Genomic DNA, 22,940 nt, shown 5'->3' with positions numbered 1-22,940 from the left:
ACGGGTATGCGAAACGTGGATGCGGCGGGGCTCGGGATCGGCGACGACCACCCACCACGGATCATGGGCGTGCTCAACGTCTCCGAGGAGTCTCCCTACGATCCGAGCGTGTACGACGATCCCGCCGACGCGGCGGCGTACGTCGACGAGTCGCTGATCGAGGAGGGGGCCGACATCGTCGACGTCGGTCTCGAATCGGCGAACAAGAAGTTCGAGGTGCTCTCCGCCGACGAGGAGCTCGAGCGGCTCGACACGGCGATCGAAACCATGGCGTCAGTGTCCGGGGATGTCGTCTGGTCGATCGAGACGCGCTACCACGAAGTCGCCGACGAGGCGCTCGCCCGAGGATTCGACATGGTTAACGACATCTGCGGATTTGCTGACCCGAAGCTGCCCGAAGTCTGTGCGAACCACGACGCCGCGGTCTCGAAGATGGCGTCACCCCCTGATCTCGAGCGACCCGGCGCGATCGAGGACGTCGACGAGATACACGACGCTCTCGCACGGAACGGGTTCACGGAGAAGACGATCCTCGACCCGGCGTTCGGCGGCTGGTCGGAGGCGAAAACCCTCGCCGACGATCGCGAGACGTTCCGCCGGCTCCGTGAGTTCCGTGGATACGGTCGACCGCTGCTCGTTTCGATCAACCGCAAGAACTTCCTCCGAGACGTGGCTGGACGGAGCACCGAGGAGGCGCTTCCCGTCTCGCTGGCCGCAACGTCGATGGCGGTCGAGCGGGGCGCACACGTAATTCGGACGCACGACGTCGCCGAAACACTGGATGCGGCACGTATCGGTGCCGAGTTCGCACGCAACCGACCCCGGCAGCGCGGCGAGATCACCGTCGAGGAGCTCGACGTGACGACCGCGCGAGAAGCTCGCCGACACTGTGACAGGCTCGGCGTCGATGCCGCAGTCGCCGACCGCGCCGTCGTACGGACGTTCGAGCTTGGCGGGCTCTCACCGGAGGCCATCGGGGGGATCCGTGCGGCGACCGCGGGCACGGACGTGACGTTCGTGACGGCATCCACGTCCGAAACGGCGTCCGATCCCGGAACGGCGTCGAACGGGTGCGGGCTCTTGGTCGGAACGACCGGCGGATTCGTCGAGATGCGACGTGCAGGTTCGGAGCTCCCGAACGCCATCGAATCGGTTCTGGCCACGATCGAGGATGCCCGTAACTAACGAGACGGACCGATGAGAGTGAGACGTATCGTTCGAGCTCGTGACGTTACCGGACAGCACGGCGTGGCGATCACGAACGTCAGGGAGCAGCGATCGTGAACTTCGAGACGTTCGAGCCGGTGTACGAGGCGATCCTCGACGACTTCGGGTTCGATCGGGCGGCGGACGAGCGAGCCCGCGATGTCGCCGCGGAGTTCGCCACGCCGTTCCCGCTCGACCGGTTCGGAGAGTGGACCGGTCGAACGGTGGCCGTCGCCGGCGCAGCTCCGTGTCTCGAAGCGGAGGTCGAACTCGCCCGCGATGCGGATGTCGTCGTCGCGGCCTCGACCGCCGCCGACGTCCTCGCCGCGGCAAACGTCGACGTCGACTGCATGGTGACGGATCTCGATAAGAATCCGGAGACTGCGTGGCGGTTGACGACACGGGAGGTGCCGGTGGTCGCACACGCGCACGGCGACAACGTGTCGGCCATCCGGGAGTGGCTTCCGCAGTTCGAAGCGGACTGGACGCTCGTGACCACGCAGGCCGCACCCCGCGGACCGGTTCGAAACGTGGGTGGGTTCACCGACGGCGACCGCGCGGCGTTCCTCGCGGACCATCTCGGTGCAGGGGAGCTGCTGTTTCCCGGCTGGGCGTTCGACGACCCGAACGTCGAGCGGATGAAGGCGCGGAAGCTCCGGTGGGCGGCCCGACTGCTCCGGTGGCTCGAACGGCGCCGCGAGGAGCAGTTCGCCGTCCTCGACGGGTGGCGGCACCGGATCGACGGCGGCTCGACCGTTGCGGAGGGTCGGTGGTCGACCGATTAGCCTGGTCGACCCTCTCCTGTTGGCGAGTGCCGCACTGTTCGTGTTCGCGGTATGACGTGAGTCGGTCAGCGCACACGGAGACCGAAGTGACTGCGATACGACGAACGCTACCTCCTCAGCTCAACGCAGTTGGCTTTCGAACTCGGCGACGAGCTCGTCGGCCTCGACGGGCTTCGTGACGTATCCGTCCGCGCCGGCTTTCACCGCCTCCATCATCTTCTCTTTCTGATCCACGCTCGTGCACATTACGACGGCCGTCTCCGGAGACCGCGATTTGATCTCGGCCGTCGCTTCGATACCAGTCATCTCCGGCATGACGACATCCATCGACACCGCATCAGGATCGTACTCCTCGAACATCGCGACCGCCTCCGCACCGTTTTTCGCCTCGGCGACGACGTCGAACGCCCCGGACAGCGCGTCACGGACGAGCGTCCGCTGGAACGATGAGTCGTCGACGACGAGGACACGCTCTGGCATATAGGACGTACCGTCTTCCGTCCATAAATACGAACGCATCTCGGTGACGCTGCGGACCGTTCGCGCGCGAGATGGTTCGTTCCCGGCGTGGGATGGTGTGTGGATCTTCGTTCCCGGCGTGGGATGGTGTGTGGATCTGTAACGATCGTCGATTAACACCTTGTATATTCTCGAGTGCGTATAATGACCATAGGGATAACGTTAAGGTCGATCCTGCGATACGGATACACATGGAAACGCGGAAGGTTCAGCGTCTGGGTCCGTCGACGCTGGCGATGACGCTGCCGGCGGAGTGGGCACAGGAGCATGGGGTGAACAAGGGCGACGAGGTGTCGATCCGCATGGGGGGGAAAGGCACCCTGACGGTGCTTCCGGAGTCGGTGAACACCGAGGAGTCCGAAGCGATCATCAGCGCCGACAACTTGGACGCCGGCGCGCTCGAACGCGCCATCGTCGCGCAGTACGTTCTCGGACGCCGCGTGATACACGTCACGAGCGAAGGGGCGCTCGGGAGCGACCATATCAACGCGGTTTATAAAGCGGAGACGCAGCTGATGGGACTCGGCGTCATCGAGGAGACGCCGGAGGACATCGCGATCCGGTGTTCCGTCGATCCGGAGGATTTCACGCTCGACAACCTGCTCGAGCGGCTGGAGAACACGGGGTCGACGATGCGGAGCGAAGGCGTGAAAGCCCTTGCTCACGGGAATCCCGACCTCGCACAGCGCGCGCTCAATCGCGAGCGGCAGGCGAACAAGATATTCGTGCTGCTGCTCCGACTGATCTTCACCGCATACCAGAACCCCAATCTCGCCCGTGCGATCGGGCTAGAGGAAGGGTTTCCGCTCATCGGCTACCGCTCGGTCGCAAAGAATCTCGAACTCACCGCGGACAATGCCGAGGATATCGCCGAGATCGTGATGGAGGCGGACGGTCACACGCTCGACGTCGACGGCTCCACGATGCGCCAGATCCGTGAGTTCACCGACCAGGTCGACGAGCTCACCGCGCTCGCGGTTCGCGCCGTCGTCGAACGCGACTACGACCTCACCGTAGAGTGTCGCGACCTGTTCGCGAAACTGGAGGACAGAGAACAGGAGATCCTCTCGGAGCTGCCGGACGAGCTCGAGAACTCGGTGCTCCTGATGACCCGTGAGGTGCTCGTAAGTCTGCAACACACCGCGGAGTATGCGATGCGAAACGCGGAGATCGCCGCGAACCTCGCGTTGAACGAGGAGTCCGAGCACGTCGAAATCATCTGATTCGCGACGAACGTGTCGAATTCGGAGCGAACGACCACGCATCCAACGTGGAGTCGCCGACCACGCAGCCCACTCGGTGTCCTACGAACCCTACCCGGTTCGTATGAACTAAGTGCCCACCCGCGGACCGTTCAGGTATGAGCGAGGGATCCATGGAGTCGGACAAGGGGCTCGGCGTGATGATCGCGTTCGCGGCGGTTGCGGTCGTCGGGGCAGTCGTGATGTACGGCGCGCCGACGCAGATGGGTCGTGCATGGGGGTTCGCCGCCGCGGTGATTTTCGCGCTGCTGGCCGTCGTCGCGGTCCAGCTGTTCGACTGAGCAGCGATCGACGAGAAACCGTTAAGGTCGTTTGACGCCTACGTTCTCGCGATGACCGAGTACACCGAGGAGGAACAGCGGATCCTCGCGTATCTCACGGACAGCGTCTCCCGCGGCGAGCGGTACGTCCGCTCGAAGACGATCGCCGACGCCATCGGTCTCACCGCGAAACAGGTCGGCTCCCGGCTCCCCCGACTCGCAGAGAAGTCCGAGGACGTCGACATCGAGAAGTGGGGGCGTGCGCGGTCGACGACGTGGCGAGTTACGCGCGGATGAGTCCACGACCCGCACGGCTTCCGGTGCCAGCTCCCATCGTGGTCCGCCGACTCCCGTCCTTTTAATCCCTTCCGCGCTAACGTCCGGCCATGACCGTCCGAGCCTCCCGGACGTTCGAGTTTGATGCGCCCGCCGAGGACGTGTGGGCGTTCATCTCGGACGCGGAGAAGCGCGCAGGGGCAATAAGCGTGGTCGAGACGTACGACGTCCACGGCGACGGGCGAGCGACGTGGCACGTCGAGCTTCCCATTCCGATGATCCGATCCACGATCTCGGTCAAAACCGAGGAGATCGAGCGTGAACCCCCCACCCGGGTGAAGTTCGTCGGGCGATCGAAGGCGTTCCGCGTGACTGGCGAGCACACGATCACGGAGACGGGGTCCGGCTGTCGGCTCGAAAACGAGTTCGTCGTCGACGGGACGCTGCCGGGCGTCGAATCATTTTTTAAGCGGAACTTCGAGACGGAGCTGGACAACCTCGAGGCGGCGCTTCGCCGATCGCTGGGGGCCAGCGCATGAAGCTCGCGTGCGTCCAGCTGGACGTCGAGGGGGGAGCGATCTCGGCGAACGTCGATCGCGCGCTCGACCGCATCAGGGAGGTGTCGGCAGCGGGCGCCGATCTCGTCGTGCTTCCCGAGCTGTTCGACGTGGGATACTTCGCGTTCGACGCGTACGAGCGCGCCGCGGAGAGCGTCCGCGGAGAGCGACTGGCACGGTTTGCGGACGTCGCCGCTGCGGAGAGCATCGTGCTCCTGGCCGGGACCGTCGTGGAGGATCTCGGCGCGTCCGCGGCCGACGGCGTCGACGTGCCGGCCACGGAAGGGTTGGCGAACACGGCAGTGCTGTTCGATGCGACGGGGGAGCGCCGGCTCGTCTACCGCAAGCATCACCTGTTCGGATACGGGTCCGAGGAGACAGAACGGATGGTGCCCGGCGACCGGATGCCGGTGGTCGAGGTCGCGGGCGTACGTGTCGGAGTGACGACGTGTTACGACCTCCGATTCCCGACGCTGTACCGCGAGCTGGTCGACGACGGCGTCGAGTGTGTCCTCGTGCCGAGCGCGTGGCCGTACCCGCGCGTCGAACACTGGCGAACCCTCGGTCGAGCGCGCGCGATAGAGAACCTCGCGTACGTCGCAACCGTCAACGGCAGCGGGCAGTTCGGGGACGATGCGTTGTGCGGCCGAACGAGCGTGTACGATCCGTGGGGAACGACGCTTGCCTCCGCCGGCGACGAGCCGACGACGGTGACCGCCGAAATCGATCCGGACCGCGTCAGCGAGATCCGGACGGAGTTCCCGGCGCTGCACGACCGCCGGTGACGTCATCGAACCTCCTACCTTTATACGTGTCAAACCCGTACCTGTGTTCGCCGAGGTCCGACGCTTTTCTCGTCGGAGTTTGGCATTCAAACCGCGCCCGTCCCGACCCTCGGGCGGTCCGGGTCACGCGCAGTCGGGGTCCGCTGTTCCGACCCGATCCGCCCACCCACCCGTCGTCCGCCTTGCCCGTCGCTCCACCACTCCGTCCCGACCCACTTTTGCTCGCGTATCGCCGGCTTCGACGAAATTCACCGACAGCAACACTCGGCTCAAAATATCCACTCTGATAATTCGCTCGATGGGTTCTTGTCGCGAACTCACCTCGGTTCGTGTGCCGCGGGCGAACCGGCCGGCCGCTCCTGACCGGGCACGGCAGGCCGGGCACTCGCTTCCACCGTCCGTCGTCCGCGGATCAGGGCTCGGGACGACCCGCTCCCACATCGCGTCCCGAGGCCGCTCTTCTCGTGTTCCGCTGTCGCTACCCCGTCGGTTCGACGAACTGTTTCCGAACCTTCTCGATCTTCGGATCCGCGTGGAACGTACAGTACGCGTCTCCCGGGTTCTTTTCGTAGTAGTTCTGGTGGTTCTCCTCGGCGCGATAGAATCGTTCGAGCGGCTCGACCTCGGTGACGATCGTATCGTCGTACGCGTCCGCGTTCTCGAGTCGCTCGATGTACGACTTCGCGGTCGCCGTCTGGTCGTCGTCGTGAGTGAGGATGATCGAGCGGTACTGGCTCCCCACGTCGGGACCCTGGCGATCGAGTTGGGTCGGGTCGTGGACGGTGAAAAACACCTTCAGGACGTCGGCGTACGACAGATCCGCGGTGTCGTACTCCACCTGAACGACCTCGGCGTGCCCGGTCGAGCCGGAACACACCTCCCTGTACGTCGGGTCCTCAGTGTGGCCACCGGCGTAGCCGGAGACGACGCCGATCACGCCGGGTAGCTCCTCGAACGCCGCTTCGACGCACCAGAAACAGCCGCCGCCGAGCGTCGCGGTTCTCGTGTCGGTCATGCCCACTCGTAGGCGTCCGGACGGTAAAGACGCGTCGCCCACGGGAGCACTGCGTCGGCTGGACGGTGAGACGCCGCGGCTTGGGATCAGCGGATCCAGCCGACCGGACCGGCGACGACCGATGGCGCTGATACGGACCACCGACCCCGATACGGAGCGCCGGCCCTCAAGCGGAGTTCGGACTTCGGAGGACCCGCCGACTCCGGCGATCCCGACGCGGAACGGTAAACCTTTGATGCCGCCCGCGTGAGCCATATATATGGTTACGCTGGGACTGGTCGTCGCGCAGTTCAACGACTCCGTGACGGAGCCGATGGCCGAGGCGGCCCGCGAGGCGGCCGCCGAGCGGGACGCGGTGGTCGCCGACGAGATCGCCGTGCCGGGCGCGTACGATAGCCCGCTCGCGGCCGATCGGCTGGCTCGCCGGACGGAGATCGACGCCGTCGCCGTCGTCGGCGCGATCGTCACGGGCGACACCGACCACGACCGCGTGATCGCCGAGGCGACCGCAGCGAAACTGACCGATGTCAGCCTCGACCGGGACGTTCCCGTCACGTTCGGCGTGAGCGGTCCGGGGATGTCCGGCGCGGAGGCCCGCGAACGGGTCGACAAGGGAGCGGAGGCCGCACACGCCGCGATCGACCTCGTGGAGGAACTCGAATGACCGATGCATACAACTTCTCGGACCGGATCGGACGCGTAGAGCCCAGCGCGACGCTGGCGATATCGAACCTGGCAGCTGAAAAGGAGGCCGAAGGCGCGGACATCGTCGATCTCTCGGTCGGCGAGCCGGACTTCGACACTCCGGAGAACATCGTCGAAGCGGGCAAAGCGGCGCTCGACGCGGGCCACACCGGCTACACCTCCTCGAACGGGATTCCGGAGCTGAAGGAGGCGATAGCCGAGAAACTCCGCGGAAACGGCATCGACGCGAGCGCCGACGAGGTTATCGTTACGCCCGGCGGCAAGCAGGCGCTGTACGAGATCTTCCAGACGCTGATCGACGACGGCGACGAAGTAGTTCTCCTCGACCCGGCGTGGGTCTCCTACGAGGCGATGGCGAAACTCGCCGGCGGGGATCTCTCACGCGTGGATCTCGCGCCGCACGGGTTCCAGCTCGAGCCGGCGCTCGACGAACTCGGCGAGGTCGTCTCCGACGAGACGGAGCTGCTCGTCGTCAACTCCCCGTCGAACCCGACGGGTGCGGTGTTCTCCGAAACAGCGCTCGAAGGCGTTCGTGACCTCGCGGTCGAACACGACGTCGCCGTGATCTCCGACGAGATCTACGAGCGGATCACTTACGGCGTCGAGCAGACCTCGCTCGCGAGCCTCGACGGCATGGCCGACCGGACGCTCACGGTCAACGGCTTCTCGAAGGCGTTCTCGATGACCGGATGGCGGCTCGGCTACGTCCACGCGACCGAGGAGTTCGTCGGGCAAGCCGGCAAGCTCCACTCACACTCCGTCTCCTGTGCGGTCAACTTCGTTCAGCACGCGGGCGTCGAGGCGCTCGAAAACACCGACGAGGCCGTCGCGGAGATGCGCGACGCGTTCCGAAGTCGCCGCGATCTGCTCGTCGATCTGTTCGACGAACACGGTGTCGACGTCGACGTCGGCGACGGCGCGTTCTACATGATGATCCCTGTCGACGACGGCGAGGCGCAAGGCGCCTCGGGTGCGAGCGGCGACCAGCCGCGAGCCGACGACCAGGCGTGGTGTGAGGCCGCCATCGAGGAGGCGTCCGTCGCGTGTGTCCCCGGCAGCGCGTTCAACGCACCCGGCTTCGCCCGGATCTCCTATGCCGCGAGCGAGGAGCGACTTCGCGAAGCGGTCGACCGGCTCGTCTCGAACGAGCTGTTGTAAACGAATTCCGTATCCTTCGTACACGAAGTATTTTTGTCGTTAGTGTGTGTCGGTACGCGTAGATCATCGGACCATGTCATACAATGTCTTTCCGCAGTCGGAGTACGAGCGTCGGGTCGAGAGGGCGAAAGCGCAGCTTCACGAGCGCGATCTGGACGCGATCGTCGTCTCCTCGCCCGCCAACATGAACTACCTCGCGGGGTACGACGGCTGGTCGTTTTACGTGCATCAGGCGGTCGTCGTCACCCGCGAGCGTGACGAGCCCGTCTGGGTCGGCCGGGACATGGACGGTAACGGTGCGCGCGCGACGACGTGGCTCTCGGAGCCGAACATCCGTCCGTATAGCGACGATCACGTCCAGTCCCCCTACGACCTCCACCCGATGGATTTCCTGGCGGACGTGCTCGTCGACCTCGGCGTCGACGGCGGTCGGATCGGGCTGGAGATGGACGCGGCGTACTTCACGGCGAAGTCGTACACGCGCCTCCAGTCGAATCTCCCGAACGCGGAGTTCACGGACACGACGCTGCTCGTCAACTGGCTCCGGGTGAAGAAATCCGACCGCGAGCTGGCGTACATGGCGGAGGCGGCGCGGATCTCGGAGGCCGCGATGCAGGCCGGACTCGACGCGGTCGAGGCGGGCGTCCCCGAGTACGAGGTCGCCGCCGAGATCTACGACAACCTGATCCGCGGTACCGAGGAGTACGGCGGCGACTATCCCGCGATCGTGCCGCTGATGCCCTCGGGCGACCACACCGGGACGCCGCATCTCACCTGGACCGACCGCGAGTTCGAGGCGGGCGACCCCGTGTTGATCGAGCTGTCCGGCTGTCGGCACCGCTACCACTCGCCGCTCGCTCGAACGACGTACGTCGGCGACCCGCCGGACGCGGTCCAGCAGGCCGCGGACGTCGTCGTCGAGGGGATCGAGGCGGGGCTGGACGTCGTCGAGCCGGGAGTCACCTGCGAGCGCGTCGAGCGGGAGTGGCGCGAGACGATCGCGCAGTACGGCGTCGAGAAGGAAGACCGGATCGGCTACTCGATGGGGCTCGGCTACCCGCCGGACTGGGGCGAGCACACCGCGAGCATCCGCCCCGGGGACGAGACGGTGCTCGAGGAGAACATGACGTTCCACATGATCCCCGGGCTCTGGGAGGACGAGTTCGGCGTCGAACTCAGCGAGACGTTCAGGGTGACCGCCACCGGCGCTGAGACGCTCGCCGACTTCCCGCGCCGGCTGTTCACCGCCTGATCCGCGCCGGCTGTTCACTCGGACGGAGCATCGACGAGGTTCCGGATCTCGCCGTCGGACTCGAGGGCGGCGACGTTGTCGGCGACGATATCGGCGAGTCGCTCCCAGTGTTTTGGCGTGTGACCGCCCGTATGCGGCGTGATGAGGCAGTTTTCCAGATCCCACAGCGGATGGTCGGCCGGCAGCGGCTCCGGGTCGGTGACGTCGAGAGCGGCCCCGCGGATCCCGCTCGACTGGAGGGCGGACACCAGCGCGTCGGTGTCGACGATACCGCCGCGTGCGGCGTTGACGACGACGGCGTGTGGCGGCAGCGTGGCAAGCTCCGCCTCGCCGATCAGCCCGCTGGTGAGGTCGTTGAGCGGACAGGCGACGACGACGTAGTCGCTCCGGGCGAACGCGTCGTGGATCGCGTCCTCGTCGAAGCCGACGACCTCGTCGGTCGGACCGCCCTTCGAGGGCGTGTAGCGGACGCCGATCGTCTCGACGTCGAACCCCTCAAGCCGCTCGACGACGTGCTGGCCGATGGAGCCGAGCCCGATCACGGTCACCGTGCTTCCGGTGAACTCGTACGACTGGAAGTGTCGCCACTCCGCGTTCGACTTCCGGCGCCACCCCTCGTGAAGCCGGCGGGCGAACACGAGCATGTTGCCGATCGTCTGCTCGGCGATCCCGGGTGCGTGGATCCCCCCGGCGTTGGTGACCGTCACGCCGTGGTCGACGAGCGTCTCGACGGGGACGTGGTCGGTCCCGGCGAACGTGCACGCGAACAGCTCCAGCCGGTCGGCGTCCGCGACGAGCTCCTCCGGGACGGTGATCCCGGTGACGACGCGGGCTCGCGACACCAGCTCGCGCTCGGCGTTCGGCGTACGGGCCAGCGCCACCCGGTGGTCGGGCAGCCGCTCTCTCAGCGTCTCCGCGTACGATTCCATCGATAGTCCCTCGGTCCCCTCGCGGAGAACGACGACGTCCGGATCTTCGGTCATTGATGAACACGCCGCCAGTGGCGGTGTGTCGGCGGGTTCGCCCGACGACTACTTACGCTTTTTCGTAGTTCGAATACACGATGATCGTGTACGCTTAAGTCGTTCGGCGAGTCACGACGACGCATGACAGGCTCCGTCGCCGAGCGTCTCGTCGAGCTTCGCCGCGGGTTCCATCGCCACCCCGAGCCGGGCTGGCGGGAGTTTGCCACAACCAGCCGTCTCGTCGAGGAGATCGAGCGGATCGGCGTCGACGAGCTGGCGGTCGGCCGCGAGGCGTACGACCCCGACGACCGGATGGCCGTCCTCGACGACGACGCCTACGAGCCGTGGATCGAGCGCGCCCGCGAGCGGGGCGTCCGCGAGGACGTCCTCGATGCCACGGCGGGCGGCGTCACGGGCTGTATCGCCGTCCTCGACCGAGGGGACGGTCCCGCGGTCGGCCTCCGCGTCGACATCGACGGACTGTTCATCGAGGAGTCGACCGACGCCGACCACCGCCCGGCGCGCGAGGGGTTCCGCTCCGAAACGGACGGAACGATGCACGCCTGCGGGCACGACGCGCACATGACGTGGGGGCTCGCGACGCTCGAAGCGGTGAAAGCAAGCGAGTTCTCGGGCCGGCTCGTCGTCTTTTTCCAGCCCGCCGAGGAGATCAGTGGCGGTGGACATCCGATGGCCGAAAGTCGCTTCGCCGAGGGACTCGACTACCTGTTTGCCGCCCACGTCGGACTCGACCATCCGACCGGAGCGGTCGTCGCCGGGATCGAGCGCCCGCTCGCGATGTGTCACGTCGACGCCGAGTTTCGAGGCGTCTCCGCACACGCCGGGAAAGCGCCCGAACAGGGCGAGAACGCGATGCAGGCGCTCGGGACGGCCATCTCGAACGCGTACGGGATCCCCCGCCACAGCGGGGGGATGACCCGGGTGAACGTCGGCTACGCGGAGGCGGGCAGCGCGAGCAACGTGATCGCCGACCACGCCCGCGTGGAAGCGGAGGCGCGCGGGGAGACGACCGAGCTGATGGAGTACGCGAAATCCCGTCTCCGGCGGGCGTTCCGCGGTGCCGCCGACTCGCACGGCTGTGACCTGGAGTTCGATGTCGTCAGCGAATCACCCAGAGCCGACAGCGACCCAGATCTCGTCGACCACGTCGCGACGGTCGCGCGCGACGTCGACGGCGTCACCGACGTCGTGCCCACCGCCGACTTCGGCGCGAGCGAGGACGCGACGTTCCTGATGGAGCGGGTGCAGGAGGACGGCGGACTCGCGACGTACCTGATCGTGGGGACGGACCACCCGACCGCCCATCACACGCCGACGTTCGACGTCGACGAACGGAGTCTCGAGATCGGCGTCGACGTGCTCACCGAGTCGATCCTGCGCGTCGACGAGGTCGATCGCGAGCACACGACCGACCGCTGACTACGCCGGAATCTCCGCGGAGTCGGCAGCTTTCGCCGCGTCACAGAAGATCGAGACGCCCAGTTCGATCTCGCGTTCCGCCGAGTCGAGCGGCGGGAGCAGCCGGATCGTCTTCTTGCCACAGCCGAGCGTGAGGAGGCCGCGATCCAGCGCCTCGGCGACGACCGCCTCCCGTCGGTCCGGCGTGTCGAACTCGACGGCGAGCATGAGTCCTTTGCCTCGGACGTCGACGATCGAGTCGGGGGCGTCGTCCGCGAGGATCTCTTTGGCCTGTCGGCCGCGCTCGATCGCGTTCGCGAGGAGGTCGTGTTCGTGGATCGCGTCGATCGTGAACGTCCCCATCATCGACCCGAGGAGATCGCCGCCGCCGAACGTGGAGCCGAGGCGATTCTTCTCCTCCGGGAACACGTCCGACCTCGAGACGGTCGCGCCGACCCGGAGCGCCTTCGCGGCGGCGATCGCGTCCGGCTCGATATCGTAGTGGTCGGACGCCCAGAACTTGCCAGTTCGGCCGATCCCGGACTGGATCTCGTCGACGACCAGCGGGATGTCGTACTCGTCGGTGACGGCGCCGACCTCGGCCATGAACTCCTCGCTTGGGAACCGATAGCCGCCGACGCCCTGGATCGGCTCGAGGATCGCGAAGGCGATCTCGTCGGGATTGACGTGTCCGCCCTCCGGCGCGAGCGCGTTGCGGAGTCGGGAGCCGCCGTCGGTGAAGAAGCCGCACGAGCAGGTGTCCGGCGTGCAGGTCCGGTCCGCACAGAACGGCACCGTCTCGACGCCGGAGATCTCCGGGTAGTGGCGCGTGTACACCTCCTTGGACTTGGTGAGCGAGAGCGTGCCGAGGGTTCGACCGTGGAAGCTTCCGCCGAACGTGTAGCCGTACTTCGCGGTGGGGTTGTGGTCGTGGGTGATCTTCATCGCGTTCTCGACCGCCTCCGCGCCGGAGTTCGAGAGGAACACCGTGTCCATTCCGTACTGGCTCGACACGTCGACGAGTCGTTCCATCAGGTGGCTTGAGCCGGGCACCGACGAAGACTCGGGGTCCGGCCCCGCACCGAAGTACAGGTCCTGCCCGGCGATCTTCATCGGCTCGACGAGATCGAACTCCCGTAGCTTTCCGAGCACCTTCTCGTTGTTGTAGCCGAGCGGTGCGGCCCCGATGTGACACGTGAAATCCAAGAGCACGTTGCCGTCGACGTCGGTGACGAACGGCCCGTCCGCCTCGCGGGTCACGTCCCAGACGAACTCGTGGGAGTACTCGCTCGGCGCGGCGTTCTCGCCATGAAACGCCACCCACTTCTCGGCGTTCGGCCCCGGCAATCCGCCGGTGTCCGGCTCCGCAGTGTCCCTGTCCATACACAGTAAGTGTGTACGGCGTTCATTAAAACCTTCTCCCGATCGGAGCCAACGGGAGTGGGTGGGGCCGGCGACCAGTCAGTTCAGACTGACCGTGCCGACGAGTAATCGGAAAATCGACCGTGTCGGCGGGTAATCGTCAGCCGACTACCGGTCGGTCATCGGCGGTCGGCTGCCGGTCGGTCATCGGCGGCCGACTGCCGGTCAGTCATCGTCGGTCGGCTGCGACGCGACGGGAGTTTCGTCCGGGGAGCCGTTCCCTTCGGGCGGGTCGCCGATCAGCCAGGACTGCTCCTGTAAGAGGAGCGGCTCGCCGTCGCGAGTGAACTGACGGATCAGGCCGAGCATCGCGATGAAACAGACGAACGCGAACGGCGCGCCGGTGATGATCGCGGCCGACTGGAGCGCGTCGACGCCGCCGAGCGTCATCAAAATCGCGGCGGTCATCCCGAGCACGGCACCCCAGAACACCCGGTTGATGTTCGACGGTTTCGCCTTGCCCCCGGTCGTCATCATCGAGACCGCGAGCGTTGAGGAGTCGGCGGACGTGATGAAAAACGTCGTGACGAGAATCATGAACGCGATCATGAACACGGTGCCGAGCGGGAACGCCTCGAAGAGAATGAAGCCGGACACCTCCGCGCCCAGCTCGAACGCCATCACCTGCGAGAAGTCGGCGACCGCGTTGTGCTGGAAGTAGACGGCGGTGCCGCCGACGAAGATGAACCACGGGATGGTCGCGGCCGACGTGGCGGCGATCCCCGTGAACGCCACCTCACGAACGGTGCGCCCGCGGGAGATCCGCGCGATGAACAGCCCGGCGAACGGCGACCACGAGAGCGCCCACGCCCAGTAGAACACCGTCCACGCGTTCATCCACTCCGTGCCGCCCTCGACGCCGGCCCCGGTGAACAGACTCATCGAGACGAAGTCGTTGAACATTCCGCCGATCGCTTCGGTCCCAGCGAGCACGAGGAACGCGGTCGGGCCGAGGATAAACGTCGCGAGCATGAGCGCGATGAAAAGCACCATGTTGAAGTTCGAGATGCGCCGGATCCCCCGGTCGACGCCGAGCACCATCGAAACCGTGAAAAGCAGCGTCATCCCGGTCACGACGAGGATCACCCCGGTCGTTCCCAGATCGAGGCCCCACTGGAACGCGAGCCCCTCGACGAACTGGCTGCCGATGAAGCCGAGCGACGTGGCGACGCCGCCGATCGTCGCGAACACGGCGAGCACGTCGACGAGCTTCGCCACCGGTCCGTCGAGGTTGTCGGCCCCGAGGATCGGGGTCAGCGCCGAGGAGACGCGCAGCGGGACGTTCTCGTAGTTGTATGCGAAGTAGCCGATCGCGATTCCCATGATCGTGAACACCGCGAGCTGGGGGATCGCCCAGTGGAACAGCGTCTGTTGGATCGCGATGGGGATCGCTTCAGCGGTACCGCCCTGTACGTCGAACAGCGGCGACGGGTTGTCGTAGTAAAACAGCGCCTCGGTCGGACCCCAGAACACGACGCCGGCCGCGAAGCCGGCGGAGTACAGCATCGCGAAAAACGAAAAGAAGCTGTACTCGGGGTCGTCGTCACCGAACTTGAGCCGCCCCCACGGACCGAGGATGAGGAACACGAGGAAGGTGACGACGAGGAAGACGATGACGAGAAGCGCCCAGTTGAAGTACTGCAGCATGAACGCGTCGAGCGTTGCGATCGCGCCCTCGACGCCATCCGGATTGAGGAAGTAAGTCAGGATGACGCCCAGCGTGAGTCCGGCTCCGAACAGGAAGACGATCGGGTCCAGCTCCTCGCGGAACCGGCGGAGTGCACCCTCCCCGTCGCTCATACGTGTTCACCTCCGCGAGCCAGTGCGGTCAATCTCCGTTGAAGCAGTCTCCGTCCCGATACCCTCCACCGTTCAGCAGCCATGCCGTGTGATGGCATACCCGTGTGATTGAAAGTATCACACATAACCATTTCCCTTTTTTGTATGTGCTATACACGAATTATGTGTATAAACGGGATGGACGACCGTGATGGTCAGGTTCGCGGTCGCGTGTGTTTCCGGACAGTGTTCCCTTTGCGGGAGATTCCGCTTTGAGGAGAGCCTGTTTTGAGGAACACCCCTACTGGGTGTCATACAACGGTTCTCATGCCTGCTACCCCCACCGCGAATCGGTCAATTCAGCCATCGTCGACGATCGATGGCGGGCGTATATTGCGCAGTGTGAGTTCGAGTAGACGCATATAAAGGCTCACTCGATGTGGAGAAGAGCGGTATATAAGTGAGCGGTGGAGAGGAGACTCCCTCGGAAGCCCCAGCCGCGACGGCTCGCGCGGCTCGCTGCGCGCTTCGGTCGCTTCGCTCCCTGCAGTGCTTTCGTCGCCGTGCGTCGCCCTCGCGGCTGCCCCTTCCAGTCCCACCCGACCGCCCCGCAGCCTCGGACCGCCCCAGCCTCGACCGGAGGGGGCCGCCGGCACCGCTCGGCGGCCCCCCTCCGGTCTCCCTCGCGCGCTCGCTCACGGGCCTCGGGCCCGCTCGCGGCGCGCGCCACCGCAACCACACCGCAGAGCATGATTCATGTATCAGGTAACGGCGGGCGGTCGGCGCGCGCCTCCGAGCGTCCTTTTTAGGGCGCGAGGAGCGCGTGCGAGGGAGGCGGCGGCGAGCGCGGAACGCGCGAGCCGCCGACGAGGCTGGGGAGGCGTGAGGTGCGGTTGCGGTGCGGTCGGGTGGGGTTGAAAGGGGCAGCCGTGATCCCCGCGAGCGGAGCGAGCGGGGGCTCGGGAGACGCAGTCTCCCGGTGGGGCGACGCCCGCCGCTGTAAGCACCACAGGGAGCGAGCACCGCGAGCGACCGAGGAGCGCAGCAAGGCGCGCGAGCCGTCGCGGCTGGGGCTTTCGGATCGTTCGTCGCGGAGCTATCGCTCTCGCGACTCACTTATAAACGAACACCAACCCCTCCACGGCATCGCTTATAAACCACCCATCCACCCTCGTGAGCGACGTACGCCCGACATCGATCGCCGCGATGGCTGCACTGAGCGGTTCTTGTGGCGGTGTGGGAACTGTGCTACGACATCCTCGTCGAACTTGTGAGACGTATCCCGTGTTCGGACTCGCGCGCGCCAGAGCGAGTTAGTTCCGTTCGCCGCCTTCGCACTCGTCGATCCATGCTTCGCGCTCGGTGGACGTCTCAAATCCGCTCGTGCCGGTTTATCGGGCTTAATTCGGCAAAAAACGGGTCAACCGCCGCCGCCATTAAACACGCTTCGGCTCCGAAGGAGTTCACGAACGAACGCCGTACGAACGATGACCGTCGCTCGCGTCTCGCTCCCCCGTTGAGGCCAGCTGGGCCTCGGGGTTAGGGCTGGGATCGATCCGGGAACCGGGGAGGTGACGCGTGTGACAACTCTGTCAGAGGCACGGTCTCGTTCCCTTTCGGGTCCGCCGGGCCCGCTCTCGAGCGGCGATTCGAATCGGTTGGTCCACCGACTCCGATCGCGGCTCGATCCACCGACTCCGATCGTCGTCCACCCAGCCGACGCGCATCGATATCACCGACGTTTTTAGGTATCACGCGTCGAGACGCACGTATGAGTCTTGACGAGTACGCCGACGCAGTCGACAGTCTCGATCCCGCCGACGGGGAGACCGCAACCGCCGAACTCGTCGTCACGGACGACGTGCTGGTGAAGGCGTTCGTGCTCACGCCCGGTGCCGAGATCGACACACACGAACACGCGGACGCGACGAACGTCTTCCACGTCCTCGAGGGCGAACCGACCGTGATCCGCGACGACGAGGAACGACGTCTCTCCGCTCCGGCGGTCGTGTTAAACGAGCGCGGAGCGCTCCATGGCGCGAGAAACGACACGGATGAGCGCGCCGTGCTCACGGCGAGTCTCTGCCCGCTTCCCTGATCACCGTCGGCGAGCGAGAAGCGAGATCGAGAGAATCGCGACAACCACCGCTGCCGGTCCGAATCCGGGAACGTCGTCGACCGTCTCGTCGATCCAGTCATCGCCACTGGATCGATCGAGGAAGCCGTCCTCCTTGACGTCGACCGTCGTGGACGCCTCGCTGTCGGCCGTGACGACCGCTATCGTCGTCGATCCGGGGTCGTCGAGCGATAGCTCTCGTTCCACCGTCGTCTCCCCGCCGATGTCGAGTCGTACCGACTCGCTTCCGACCGGTTCGCCGTTGACTCGGAACTCCGCGTCGCCACCCGCGGGAATCGCACCGTCGTTTCCGAACGCGGCGGTTACGGTGACCGTCTCGCCGACCGCGACGGTCCCGTCTTCTCCGACGGCGTCCGTTGCGACCGTGACGTCGCGGACCACGACGTTCGCCGGGTCCGAGACGACGACCGACAGCGTCTCGTCGCCGATCCGGAGCTCGTACTCGCCGGGATCCGCGAACGCATGCTCGAACCGCTCGATCAGATCACTGTCCGGCTCCACGGTTCCGCCTCGCGTTTCGACCGGTGCTCCGTCGACCGAGAGCGTCACGTCGTAGTCACCCGCCACACCGCCGGCGTTTCGAACTGCGAGGTCCAACGCGAGCGTCTCGCCGGCAACGAGCCGAATCGGATCCGAGTCGACCGGGCGATCCCGATACTCGCCGGTCGCTCGAACGCCATCATCGGCGATTCCGTAGCCGATCCGTGCCGGCGTCTCCCCGAACGCGGCCTCGTGCTCATCCCGTGTCCAGAGTTCGGGGACCGCCTCCGTCGTCGTGTACCGTTCGGCATCGGCGCGGATCGCGGCGGCACCCTCGTCGTCGCCACCGTCGGCAGCGGCCGACGCGACGGCGTCGAGGAACGTCTCGATCGTGACCGGCTCCGACGCCTCGTTCAGCTCGCGGAACACGGTCGCGAGCGACGCCTCGCCGTCGGTCGCGGTCCGGAGCTGTCGATCGATCTCTCCCGCGACGAGTGCGCCCTTGGTGTAGTCAGCACGGCCCTCCCACGTGGCAGGATTCGCGAGGACGGCCGAGGCGTCGGGCTCTCGCTCCCCGCGGGCGGGGACGCTTCGGAACTCGTCGAAGTCGGCCTCGCCGCGCTCGAGGGCGAAAAGAGCCGCATAATGCATCGCGCTCGCTTCGGTGAACCAGTACACGCTCTCGTCTGCCTCGTATGCCTGGCGGGTGTGAACGTACTCGTGGGTCCAGACGTCGTCGGCAGTGCCGGCCGGCTCGTCGGCGACCACCCACAGGTCGGCGTCGCCGATCTGGAGGCCGCGAGGACTCCAGTCAACGGGGCCCGCCGGCGCAGCGATGGCGATCACCTCCTCGTCGCGGGCACCGACCTGCAGCGCGGACGAGGCGTGCTCGAACGCCTCGAACACCCGTTCCGGCGATTCCTCGAGGTCGCTGGCGTCGGGGACGACGAGACGGTATCGTTGGCTGTGACCGTGATACACGTACGCCTCGTGACTGCCGAGAAACGCCATGGCCTGCGAGGCGACGCCGGGTCCGTCGACCGTGTTTTCGCGAACGACGCCGGTTCCCGGCGGTCCTCGCCACGAGACGTCGAGAACCGGCGTCTTGACGATCGCCCAGTCGCCGACATCGGCGAAATGATACGTTCCCGTCGTGGCTAGCGGCCCCTCCGGATCGGCGGTGACGTTCGCATCCATCCGATAGGTGACGGATGGACGGTCGGTGTCGCCATCCCACTCCACGACCGGATTGCCGTCGTCGTCGTTTTCGACGCGCGTGAACCCGTCCATCTCGATCGGCGCATCGCTCGCGCTCCGAAGCGTCATCCGAAGTTCGGAGAGACGGTCCGGCGTCCTCACCGTCGTCGTCACTCCGATGGTACCTCGGTCGCCGGTAAGAAACAGCGCGTTCGTCACCGTGATATCGGTGTCGGTGCGCTCGATCCCGACACGCTCGACCCCAGCGTGGTCGGCCGTAGCGCGCTCGATCCCGGGTTCGTGACCGTCGAGTCCGGAGGCCGAGGCGTCAGGCGAGATGTCGTGAGCCCCGACGACGCCGAGTGCGACTCCGGCCAGCACGACGAGCAGCGTGAGTCCGACGCATGCGACGATCGTTCGGGATGAGCGGGCTCGTACCGATCGCATACCCTGAACACGTCGTCGGCTGAGTTATAAAGAATGTATGTATTTACCCCGAGGACGCAACAGCGGGCACTGCCTGAGTTCGTGAAATCATCTCATTGTTTCGAGCGATTCGCTTGAATTCTTCGTAGGGATTACGTCCCTGCTGGCGACCTGCCGCCAGCAGGGACAGCAGCGTCTCATGCACGAACATACCGCGGTCGTTCCGGAGCGTTCCAATGATCTTCCGGAGAACCACCGGCTCACGAAGCGCGTTTTCAGCCGCGTTGTTCGTCGGAGAGACCGCTGGCTCACCGATGAAGGTGAGCCAGTGGTCGAGGCCTCCTTCGATCTTCCCGAGTAGTGTTGCCACTGGTCCGTCGGGCACTGACCGCTCTATCAGCGACTCAAGCTCTCTCCGGGCCACATGCTGGAGTTCTGCTCGCTCACGAACTGTCAAGTCGCTCTCCAGTCGAATCTGGAGAGCGACGTACAGCTGTTTGAGAGCACGGTGGATCGGTTCGCCTTCCGGTTGCTTCTCAGCGGCGTCTTCAGCCTCCCGTAGAATATGCGCCCAGCACCGCTGGAGGTTGCTGCTGAAGGCCGGATACGCCGTCCAGCCATCACAGACGACCGTTCCCGCGAAGTCCTCGCCGAGGACTTCTGCGGGAACATCGCTTCCTCGACTCTCCCTGACCGCGTACAGCGTATGTTCCTCGGTAGTGAACGTCCAGATCCACGCCTGTTCGCCGTCACGTTTGATTCCAGTCTCGTCAACGTGGACAACGTCGGCTTGCTGGATCTGGTGGCGGATCTGCTCGTACTCACAGCGACCGGCGCGCGCAGCGCGCTCGGTCGCGTGCCATGCAGACGCGCCAGACAACTCCAGTCCGTGGAGCTGTTCGAAGCGGTCGCCGATCTTCCGGTATGGAAGACGGTGGTCGTACCGAGAGAGCGCTGCCTGTGCGATGACGTTCACCCCGAACTGCCCCTCATCGGGGCAGTCGGGGTGTGAGGCGACGGTTTCAGCTCCACAGGAGTGACACTCGTAGTGGTGCCGGTTGTACTGAGTGACTTCCGGTGGCTGTGGGTCAGGGAGTTCCTCGACGAGTCGGGGGCTGACGCCCGCCGACTCGTCGAACGCCTCACCACAGTCTGGACAGCAGTCACAGGTGACCTCGATTTCTTGATCTGGATCGGGAGCGTCGCGCCATTCCGGGTCATGTCCGGACTTTCGGCCGGGCGTGCCACCGTCAGTACGGGGCTGTTCGTCGTCCTCGTCCCCGTCGGACGAGGACGACTCCTCTTGCTCCGACTGGTCCTTGCTCGGCGGTGTATGTGGTCCTTCGTACCATCGGATCTTGGCTCTGAGGCGCTTGTTCTCTTTACGGAGTTGCTGATTTTCTTGCCTCAGTTCTTCGTTCTCCTGCTCAAGTTCATCAACGCGGTTTTCGAGGGCAGTGATCCGCTCAAGCAGTTGCTTCACTTTCTCATCAGTAACCATCAGAACCCCCCTCGGCTAGTGCAGAAGACACGGGACGGTCTCCCTGCCGGAGACCGTCCCTCGGGGAATACCCTGTCGTCTGCATTGCTCTACTACGAGGTCAGGGGCAACTTACGAGAGAGTGGCGAAATCGTTCTGGGGGTAAACACGTACTAAAGAATCAAGGAGAATACCTGCGGCTTCAGCCGCAGGATGAATCCGACAACTCGGAAGCAATCCACGCTGCAATAGCCACACTGAGATTTGGCAATCCGTAGCTTGAAGTGACAGGCAATCCTACATATCGGTAGGAATCAGGCTGGGAACGGAGCGATTCCCGCCAGTCCTACGATGGCGGCCTGTCCGCCCCAAGCAATAAGACAGTAATCGGAACCAGTCAGGTGAACGGTCGGTTCCTATAATGAACCGATGCAGTGCCCGACTGCTGTAGGCACCACAGAAAGTAACTCCAAGTCCGTCGAGATCTGCCGGACTCCCCAAGGCAAAAACAACTTCGGGAGTCCATATACGATGGAGGATAGGAGTACCGGGGGCTTGGCACTCCCAGCAGTCCCACCCGCCACAGTCCGTGAACCTCACACGGAGTCTCACCGTACTGAGGTTCGGTGGAACTGCAAACCTGAAATCTCCAACGCTCAGGATTCCTCCGCGTTTACGCGGAGGAGGATGTCAAGTATATCCGTTGTGGCTTGCGGATCGACGTGGCTGGACGAGTCGCGAATCGACGTGGCTGGACGAGTCGCGAATCGACGTGGCTGGACGAGTCGCGAATCGACGTGGCTGGACGAGTCGCGAATCGACGTGGCTGGACGAGTCGCGAATCGACGTGGCCGGCGTCGTCGTGAACCGGCTCCATGGCCACCACACTGCCATACCGGTTAAGGAGGGTTTTTCAGTCGTCCCCCGTTACTGGGTGGTAATGAGCGACGATGGAGTGACCGAGCGCGTGAAGACGCGAGCGGGTATTCGAGAGACCGGTGATCGACGATGATGGGCGGTAACGACCAGCAGGCGTACGATCGTGGAACCTCGCTGTTCTCTCCCGACGGTCGGATCTATCAGGTCGAGTACGCGCGGGAGGCGGTCTCCCGCGGCGCGCCGAGCGTCGGCGTACGGACCGCGGAGGGCGTCGTGTTCGTCGCGATGTCGCGTGCGGCCTCCTCGCTGATGGAGGCGGAGAGCATCGAGAAGCTACATAAGCTCGACGACCACGTCGGCACCGCCAGCGCGGGCCACGTCGCCGACGCGCGACAGCTGATCGACTTTGCTCGCCGACAGGCACAGGGGAACCGCCTGCGGTACGGCGAGCCGGTCGGCGTCGAGACGCTCACGAAGTACGTCACGGACCACATTCAGGAGAACACCCAGCGCGGCGGCACCCGCCCGTACGGGGCCGCGCTCCTGCTCGGCGGTATCGAGAACGGCGATCCACGGCTGTTCGCGGCCGACCCATCGGGAACGCCGAACGAGTGGAAAGCCACCGTGATCGGCGGCGGTCGAAAGACGATCCAGGAGCGCCTGGAGGAAGAGTGGAGCGACGAGCTCTCGCTCGACGACGGGATCCACCTCGGTATGCAAGCGCTCGCCACCCACGAGGACGAGCTGAGCGCGTCCGACCTCGCCGTCGCGACGATCACCGACGCCGACGGCTACCGCACGGTCCCCGAAGCTGAAATCGTCGACGCGTTCGCGGCGGCCGGACTCGACGAACCGGCCGACGCGGACGGCGACGCGGCCGACGCGGACGGCGACGCGGCCGACGCGGCCGACGCGGACGGCGACGCGGCCGACGCGGCCGACTCGGACGACGAGGAGTAACGCTCACCGCGTCGGC

20 protein-coding genes are annotated in these 22,940 nt (G+C 65.5%); 13 read left to right on the top strand and 7 right to left on the bottom strand.

Features of this window, described 5'->3' with window-relative positions; all coding sequences use genetic code 11:
• Nucleotides 1-6: 6 nt before the first annotated feature.
• The gene (locus ACYQ0R_RS09605) at nt 7-1,185 is read left to right on the top strand and encodes a dihydropteroate synthase (protein ID WP_459822921.1); all 1,179 of its coding nucleotides are present in this window, start codon (nt 7-9) and stop codon (nt 1,183-1,185) included.
• Nucleotides 1,186-1,280: 95 nt separating this feature from the next.
• Nucleotides 1,281-1,991: a 6-hydroxymethylpterin diphosphokinase MptE-like protein gene (locus ACYQ0R_RS09600; RefSeq protein WP_459822918.1), complete on the top strand. Its 711-nt coding sequence runs from the start codon at nt 1,281-1,283 to the stop codon at nt 1,989-1,991.
• A gap of 120 nt (nt 1,992-2,111) precedes the next feature.
• On the opposite strand, the gene ACYQ0R_RS09595 is transcribed toward ACYQ0R_RS09600, so the two are convergent.
• On the bottom strand, nt 2,112-2,471 hold the full coding sequence (locus tag ACYQ0R_RS09595) for a response regulator (RefSeq protein ID WP_459822916.1): 360 nt from the start codon (nt 2,469-2,471) through the stop codon (nt 2,112-2,114).
• A 230-nt stretch (nt 2,472-2,701) separates the two neighbouring features.
• Between ACYQ0R_RS09595 and ACYQ0R_RS09590 the strand changes: the two genes are divergently transcribed.
• From ACYQ0R_RS09590 to ACYQ0R_RS09570, 5 genes are all read left to right on the top strand, one after another.
• Nucleotides 2,702-3,733, top strand: coding sequence for a PhoU domain-containing protein (locus ACYQ0R_RS09590; RefSeq protein WP_459822913.1), 1,032 nt, complete (start codon nt 2,702-2,704; stop codon nt 3,731-3,733).
• Nucleotides 3,734-3,870: 137 nt separating this feature from the next.
• Nucleotides 3,871-4,053, top strand: coding sequence for a DUF7525 family protein (locus ACYQ0R_RS09585; RefSeq protein WP_459822910.1), 183 nt, complete (start codon nt 3,871-3,873; stop codon nt 4,051-4,053).
• A 51-nt stretch (nt 4,054-4,104) separates the two neighbouring features.
• Complete coding sequence (locus ACYQ0R_RS09580; RefSeq protein WP_459822907.1) at nt 4,105-4,329, top strand: DUF7123 family protein; 225 nt, start codon at nt 4,105-4,107, stop codon at nt 4,327-4,329.
• A gap of 89 nt (nt 4,330-4,418) precedes the next feature.
• Complete coding sequence (locus ACYQ0R_RS09575) at nt 4,419-4,847, top strand: SRPBCC family protein (protein WP_459822904.1); 429 nt, start codon at nt 4,419-4,421, stop codon at nt 4,845-4,847.
• On the top strand, nt 4,844-5,650 hold the full coding sequence (locus ACYQ0R_RS09570; protein WP_459822901.1) for a carbon-nitrogen family hydrolase: 807 nt from the start codon (nt 4,844-4,846) through the stop codon (nt 5,648-5,650). The genes ACYQ0R_RS09575 and ACYQ0R_RS09570 overlap by 4 nt, the downstream gene beginning before the upstream one ends.
• Nucleotides 5,651-6,128: 478 nt before the next feature.
• Here ACYQ0R_RS09570 and msrA read toward each other — a convergent pair whose 3' ends face one another.
• The gene (msrA, locus tag ACYQ0R_RS09565) at nt 6,129-6,665 is read right to left on the bottom strand and encodes a peptide-methionine (S)-S-oxide reductase MsrA (RefSeq protein WP_459822898.1); all 537 of its coding nucleotides are present in this window, start codon (nt 6,663-6,665) and stop codon (nt 6,129-6,131) included.
• A 259-nt stretch (nt 6,666-6,924) separates the two neighbouring features.
• Between msrA and ribH the strand changes: the two genes are divergently transcribed.
• The 3 genes from ribH to ACYQ0R_RS09550 all read left to right on the top strand — a co-directional run bounded on the left by ribH (nt 6,925) and on the right by ACYQ0R_RS09550 (nt 9,780).
• On the top strand, nt 6,925-7,329 hold the full coding sequence (gene ribH / locus ACYQ0R_RS09560) for a 6,7-dimethyl-8-ribityllumazine synthase (RefSeq protein WP_459822895.1): 405 nt from the start codon (nt 6,925-6,927) through the stop codon (nt 7,327-7,329).
• Nucleotides 7,326-8,528, top strand: coding sequence for a pyridoxal phosphate-dependent aminotransferase (locus ACYQ0R_RS09555; RefSeq protein WP_459822892.1), 1,203 nt, complete (start codon nt 7,326-7,328; stop codon nt 8,526-8,528). Before ribH ends, ACYQ0R_RS09555 begins: the two co-directional genes overlap by 4 nt.
• A 73-nt stretch (nt 8,529-8,601) precedes the next feature.
• Nucleotides 8,602-9,780 carry a M24 family metallopeptidase gene (locus ACYQ0R_RS09550; protein ID WP_459822889.1) on the top strand — a complete coding sequence of 393 codons (1,179 nt, stop codon included), beginning with the start codon at nt 8,602-8,604 and terminating at the stop codon, nt 9,778-9,780.
• 14 nt (nt 9,781-9,794) lie between these two features.
• On the opposite strand, the gene ACYQ0R_RS09545 is transcribed toward ACYQ0R_RS09550, so the two are convergent.
• The gene (locus ACYQ0R_RS09545) at nt 9,795-10,763 is read right to left on the bottom strand and encodes a D-2-hydroxyacid dehydrogenase (protein WP_459822887.1); all 969 of its coding nucleotides are present in this window, start codon (nt 10,761-10,763) and stop codon (nt 9,795-9,797) included.
• Nucleotides 10,764-10,886: 123 nt separating this feature from the next.
• On the opposite strand from ACYQ0R_RS09545, the gene ACYQ0R_RS09540 reads away from it, so the two are divergent.
• A complete protein-coding gene (locus tag ACYQ0R_RS09540) occupies nt 10,887-12,185 on the top strand; it encodes an amidohydrolase (protein WP_459822885.1) in 1,299 nt (432 codons plus the stop codon).
• Here ACYQ0R_RS09540 and ACYQ0R_RS09535 read toward each other — a convergent pair whose 3' ends face one another.
• Both ACYQ0R_RS09535 and ACYQ0R_RS09530 read right to left on the bottom strand, forming a co-directional pair.
• Entirely contained in the window at nt 12,186-13,547 is a 1,362-nt protein-coding gene (locus ACYQ0R_RS09535) for an aminotransferase class III-fold pyridoxal phosphate-dependent enzyme (RefSeq protein ID WP_459822882.1), read from the bottom strand.
• 204 nt (nt 13,548-13,751) lie between these two features.
• Complete coding sequence (locus tag ACYQ0R_RS09530) at nt 13,752-15,386, bottom strand: BCCT family transporter (protein WP_459822879.1); 1,635 nt, start codon at nt 15,384-15,386, stop codon at nt 13,752-13,754.
• Between the two features lie 1,750 nt (nt 15,387-17,136).
• On the opposite strand from ACYQ0R_RS09530, the gene ACYQ0R_RS09525 reads away from it, so the two are divergent.
• Nucleotides 17,137-17,463, top strand: a complete 327-nt coding sequence (locus ACYQ0R_RS09525) for a cupin domain-containing protein (protein ID WP_459822876.1) — start codon at nt 17,137-17,139, stop codon at nt 17,461-17,463.
• Here the strand turns inward: ACYQ0R_RS09525 and ACYQ0R_RS09520 are convergent, their stop codons facing one another.
• A complete protein-coding gene (locus tag ACYQ0R_RS09520; RefSeq protein ID WP_459822874.1) occupies nt 17,464-19,626 on the bottom strand; it encodes a PGF-CTERM sorting domain-containing protein in 2,163 nt (720 codons plus the stop codon).
• A gap of 43 nt (nt 19,627-19,669) precedes the next feature.
• Nucleotides 19,670-21,106: an IS66 family transposase gene (gene tnpC / locus ACYQ0R_RS09515; RefSeq protein ID WP_459822871.1), complete on the bottom strand. Its 1,437-nt coding sequence runs from the start codon at nt 21,104-21,106 to the stop codon at nt 19,670-19,672.
• A 987-nt stretch (nt 21,107-22,093) separates the two neighbouring features.
• Here tnpC and psmA point away from each other — a divergent pair.
• Entirely contained in the window at nt 22,094-22,924 is an 831-nt protein-coding gene (psmA, locus tag ACYQ0R_RS09510) for an archaeal proteasome endopeptidase complex subunit alpha (RefSeq protein WP_459822868.1), read from the top strand.
• Nucleotides 22,925-22,940 lie beyond the last annotated feature (16 nt).

It is taken from the genome of Halorubrum luteum, from assembly GCF_054652935.1.
Note: the sequence above shows the minus strand (reverse complement) of the source record. Positions and strands in the feature narration are given on the sequence as shown.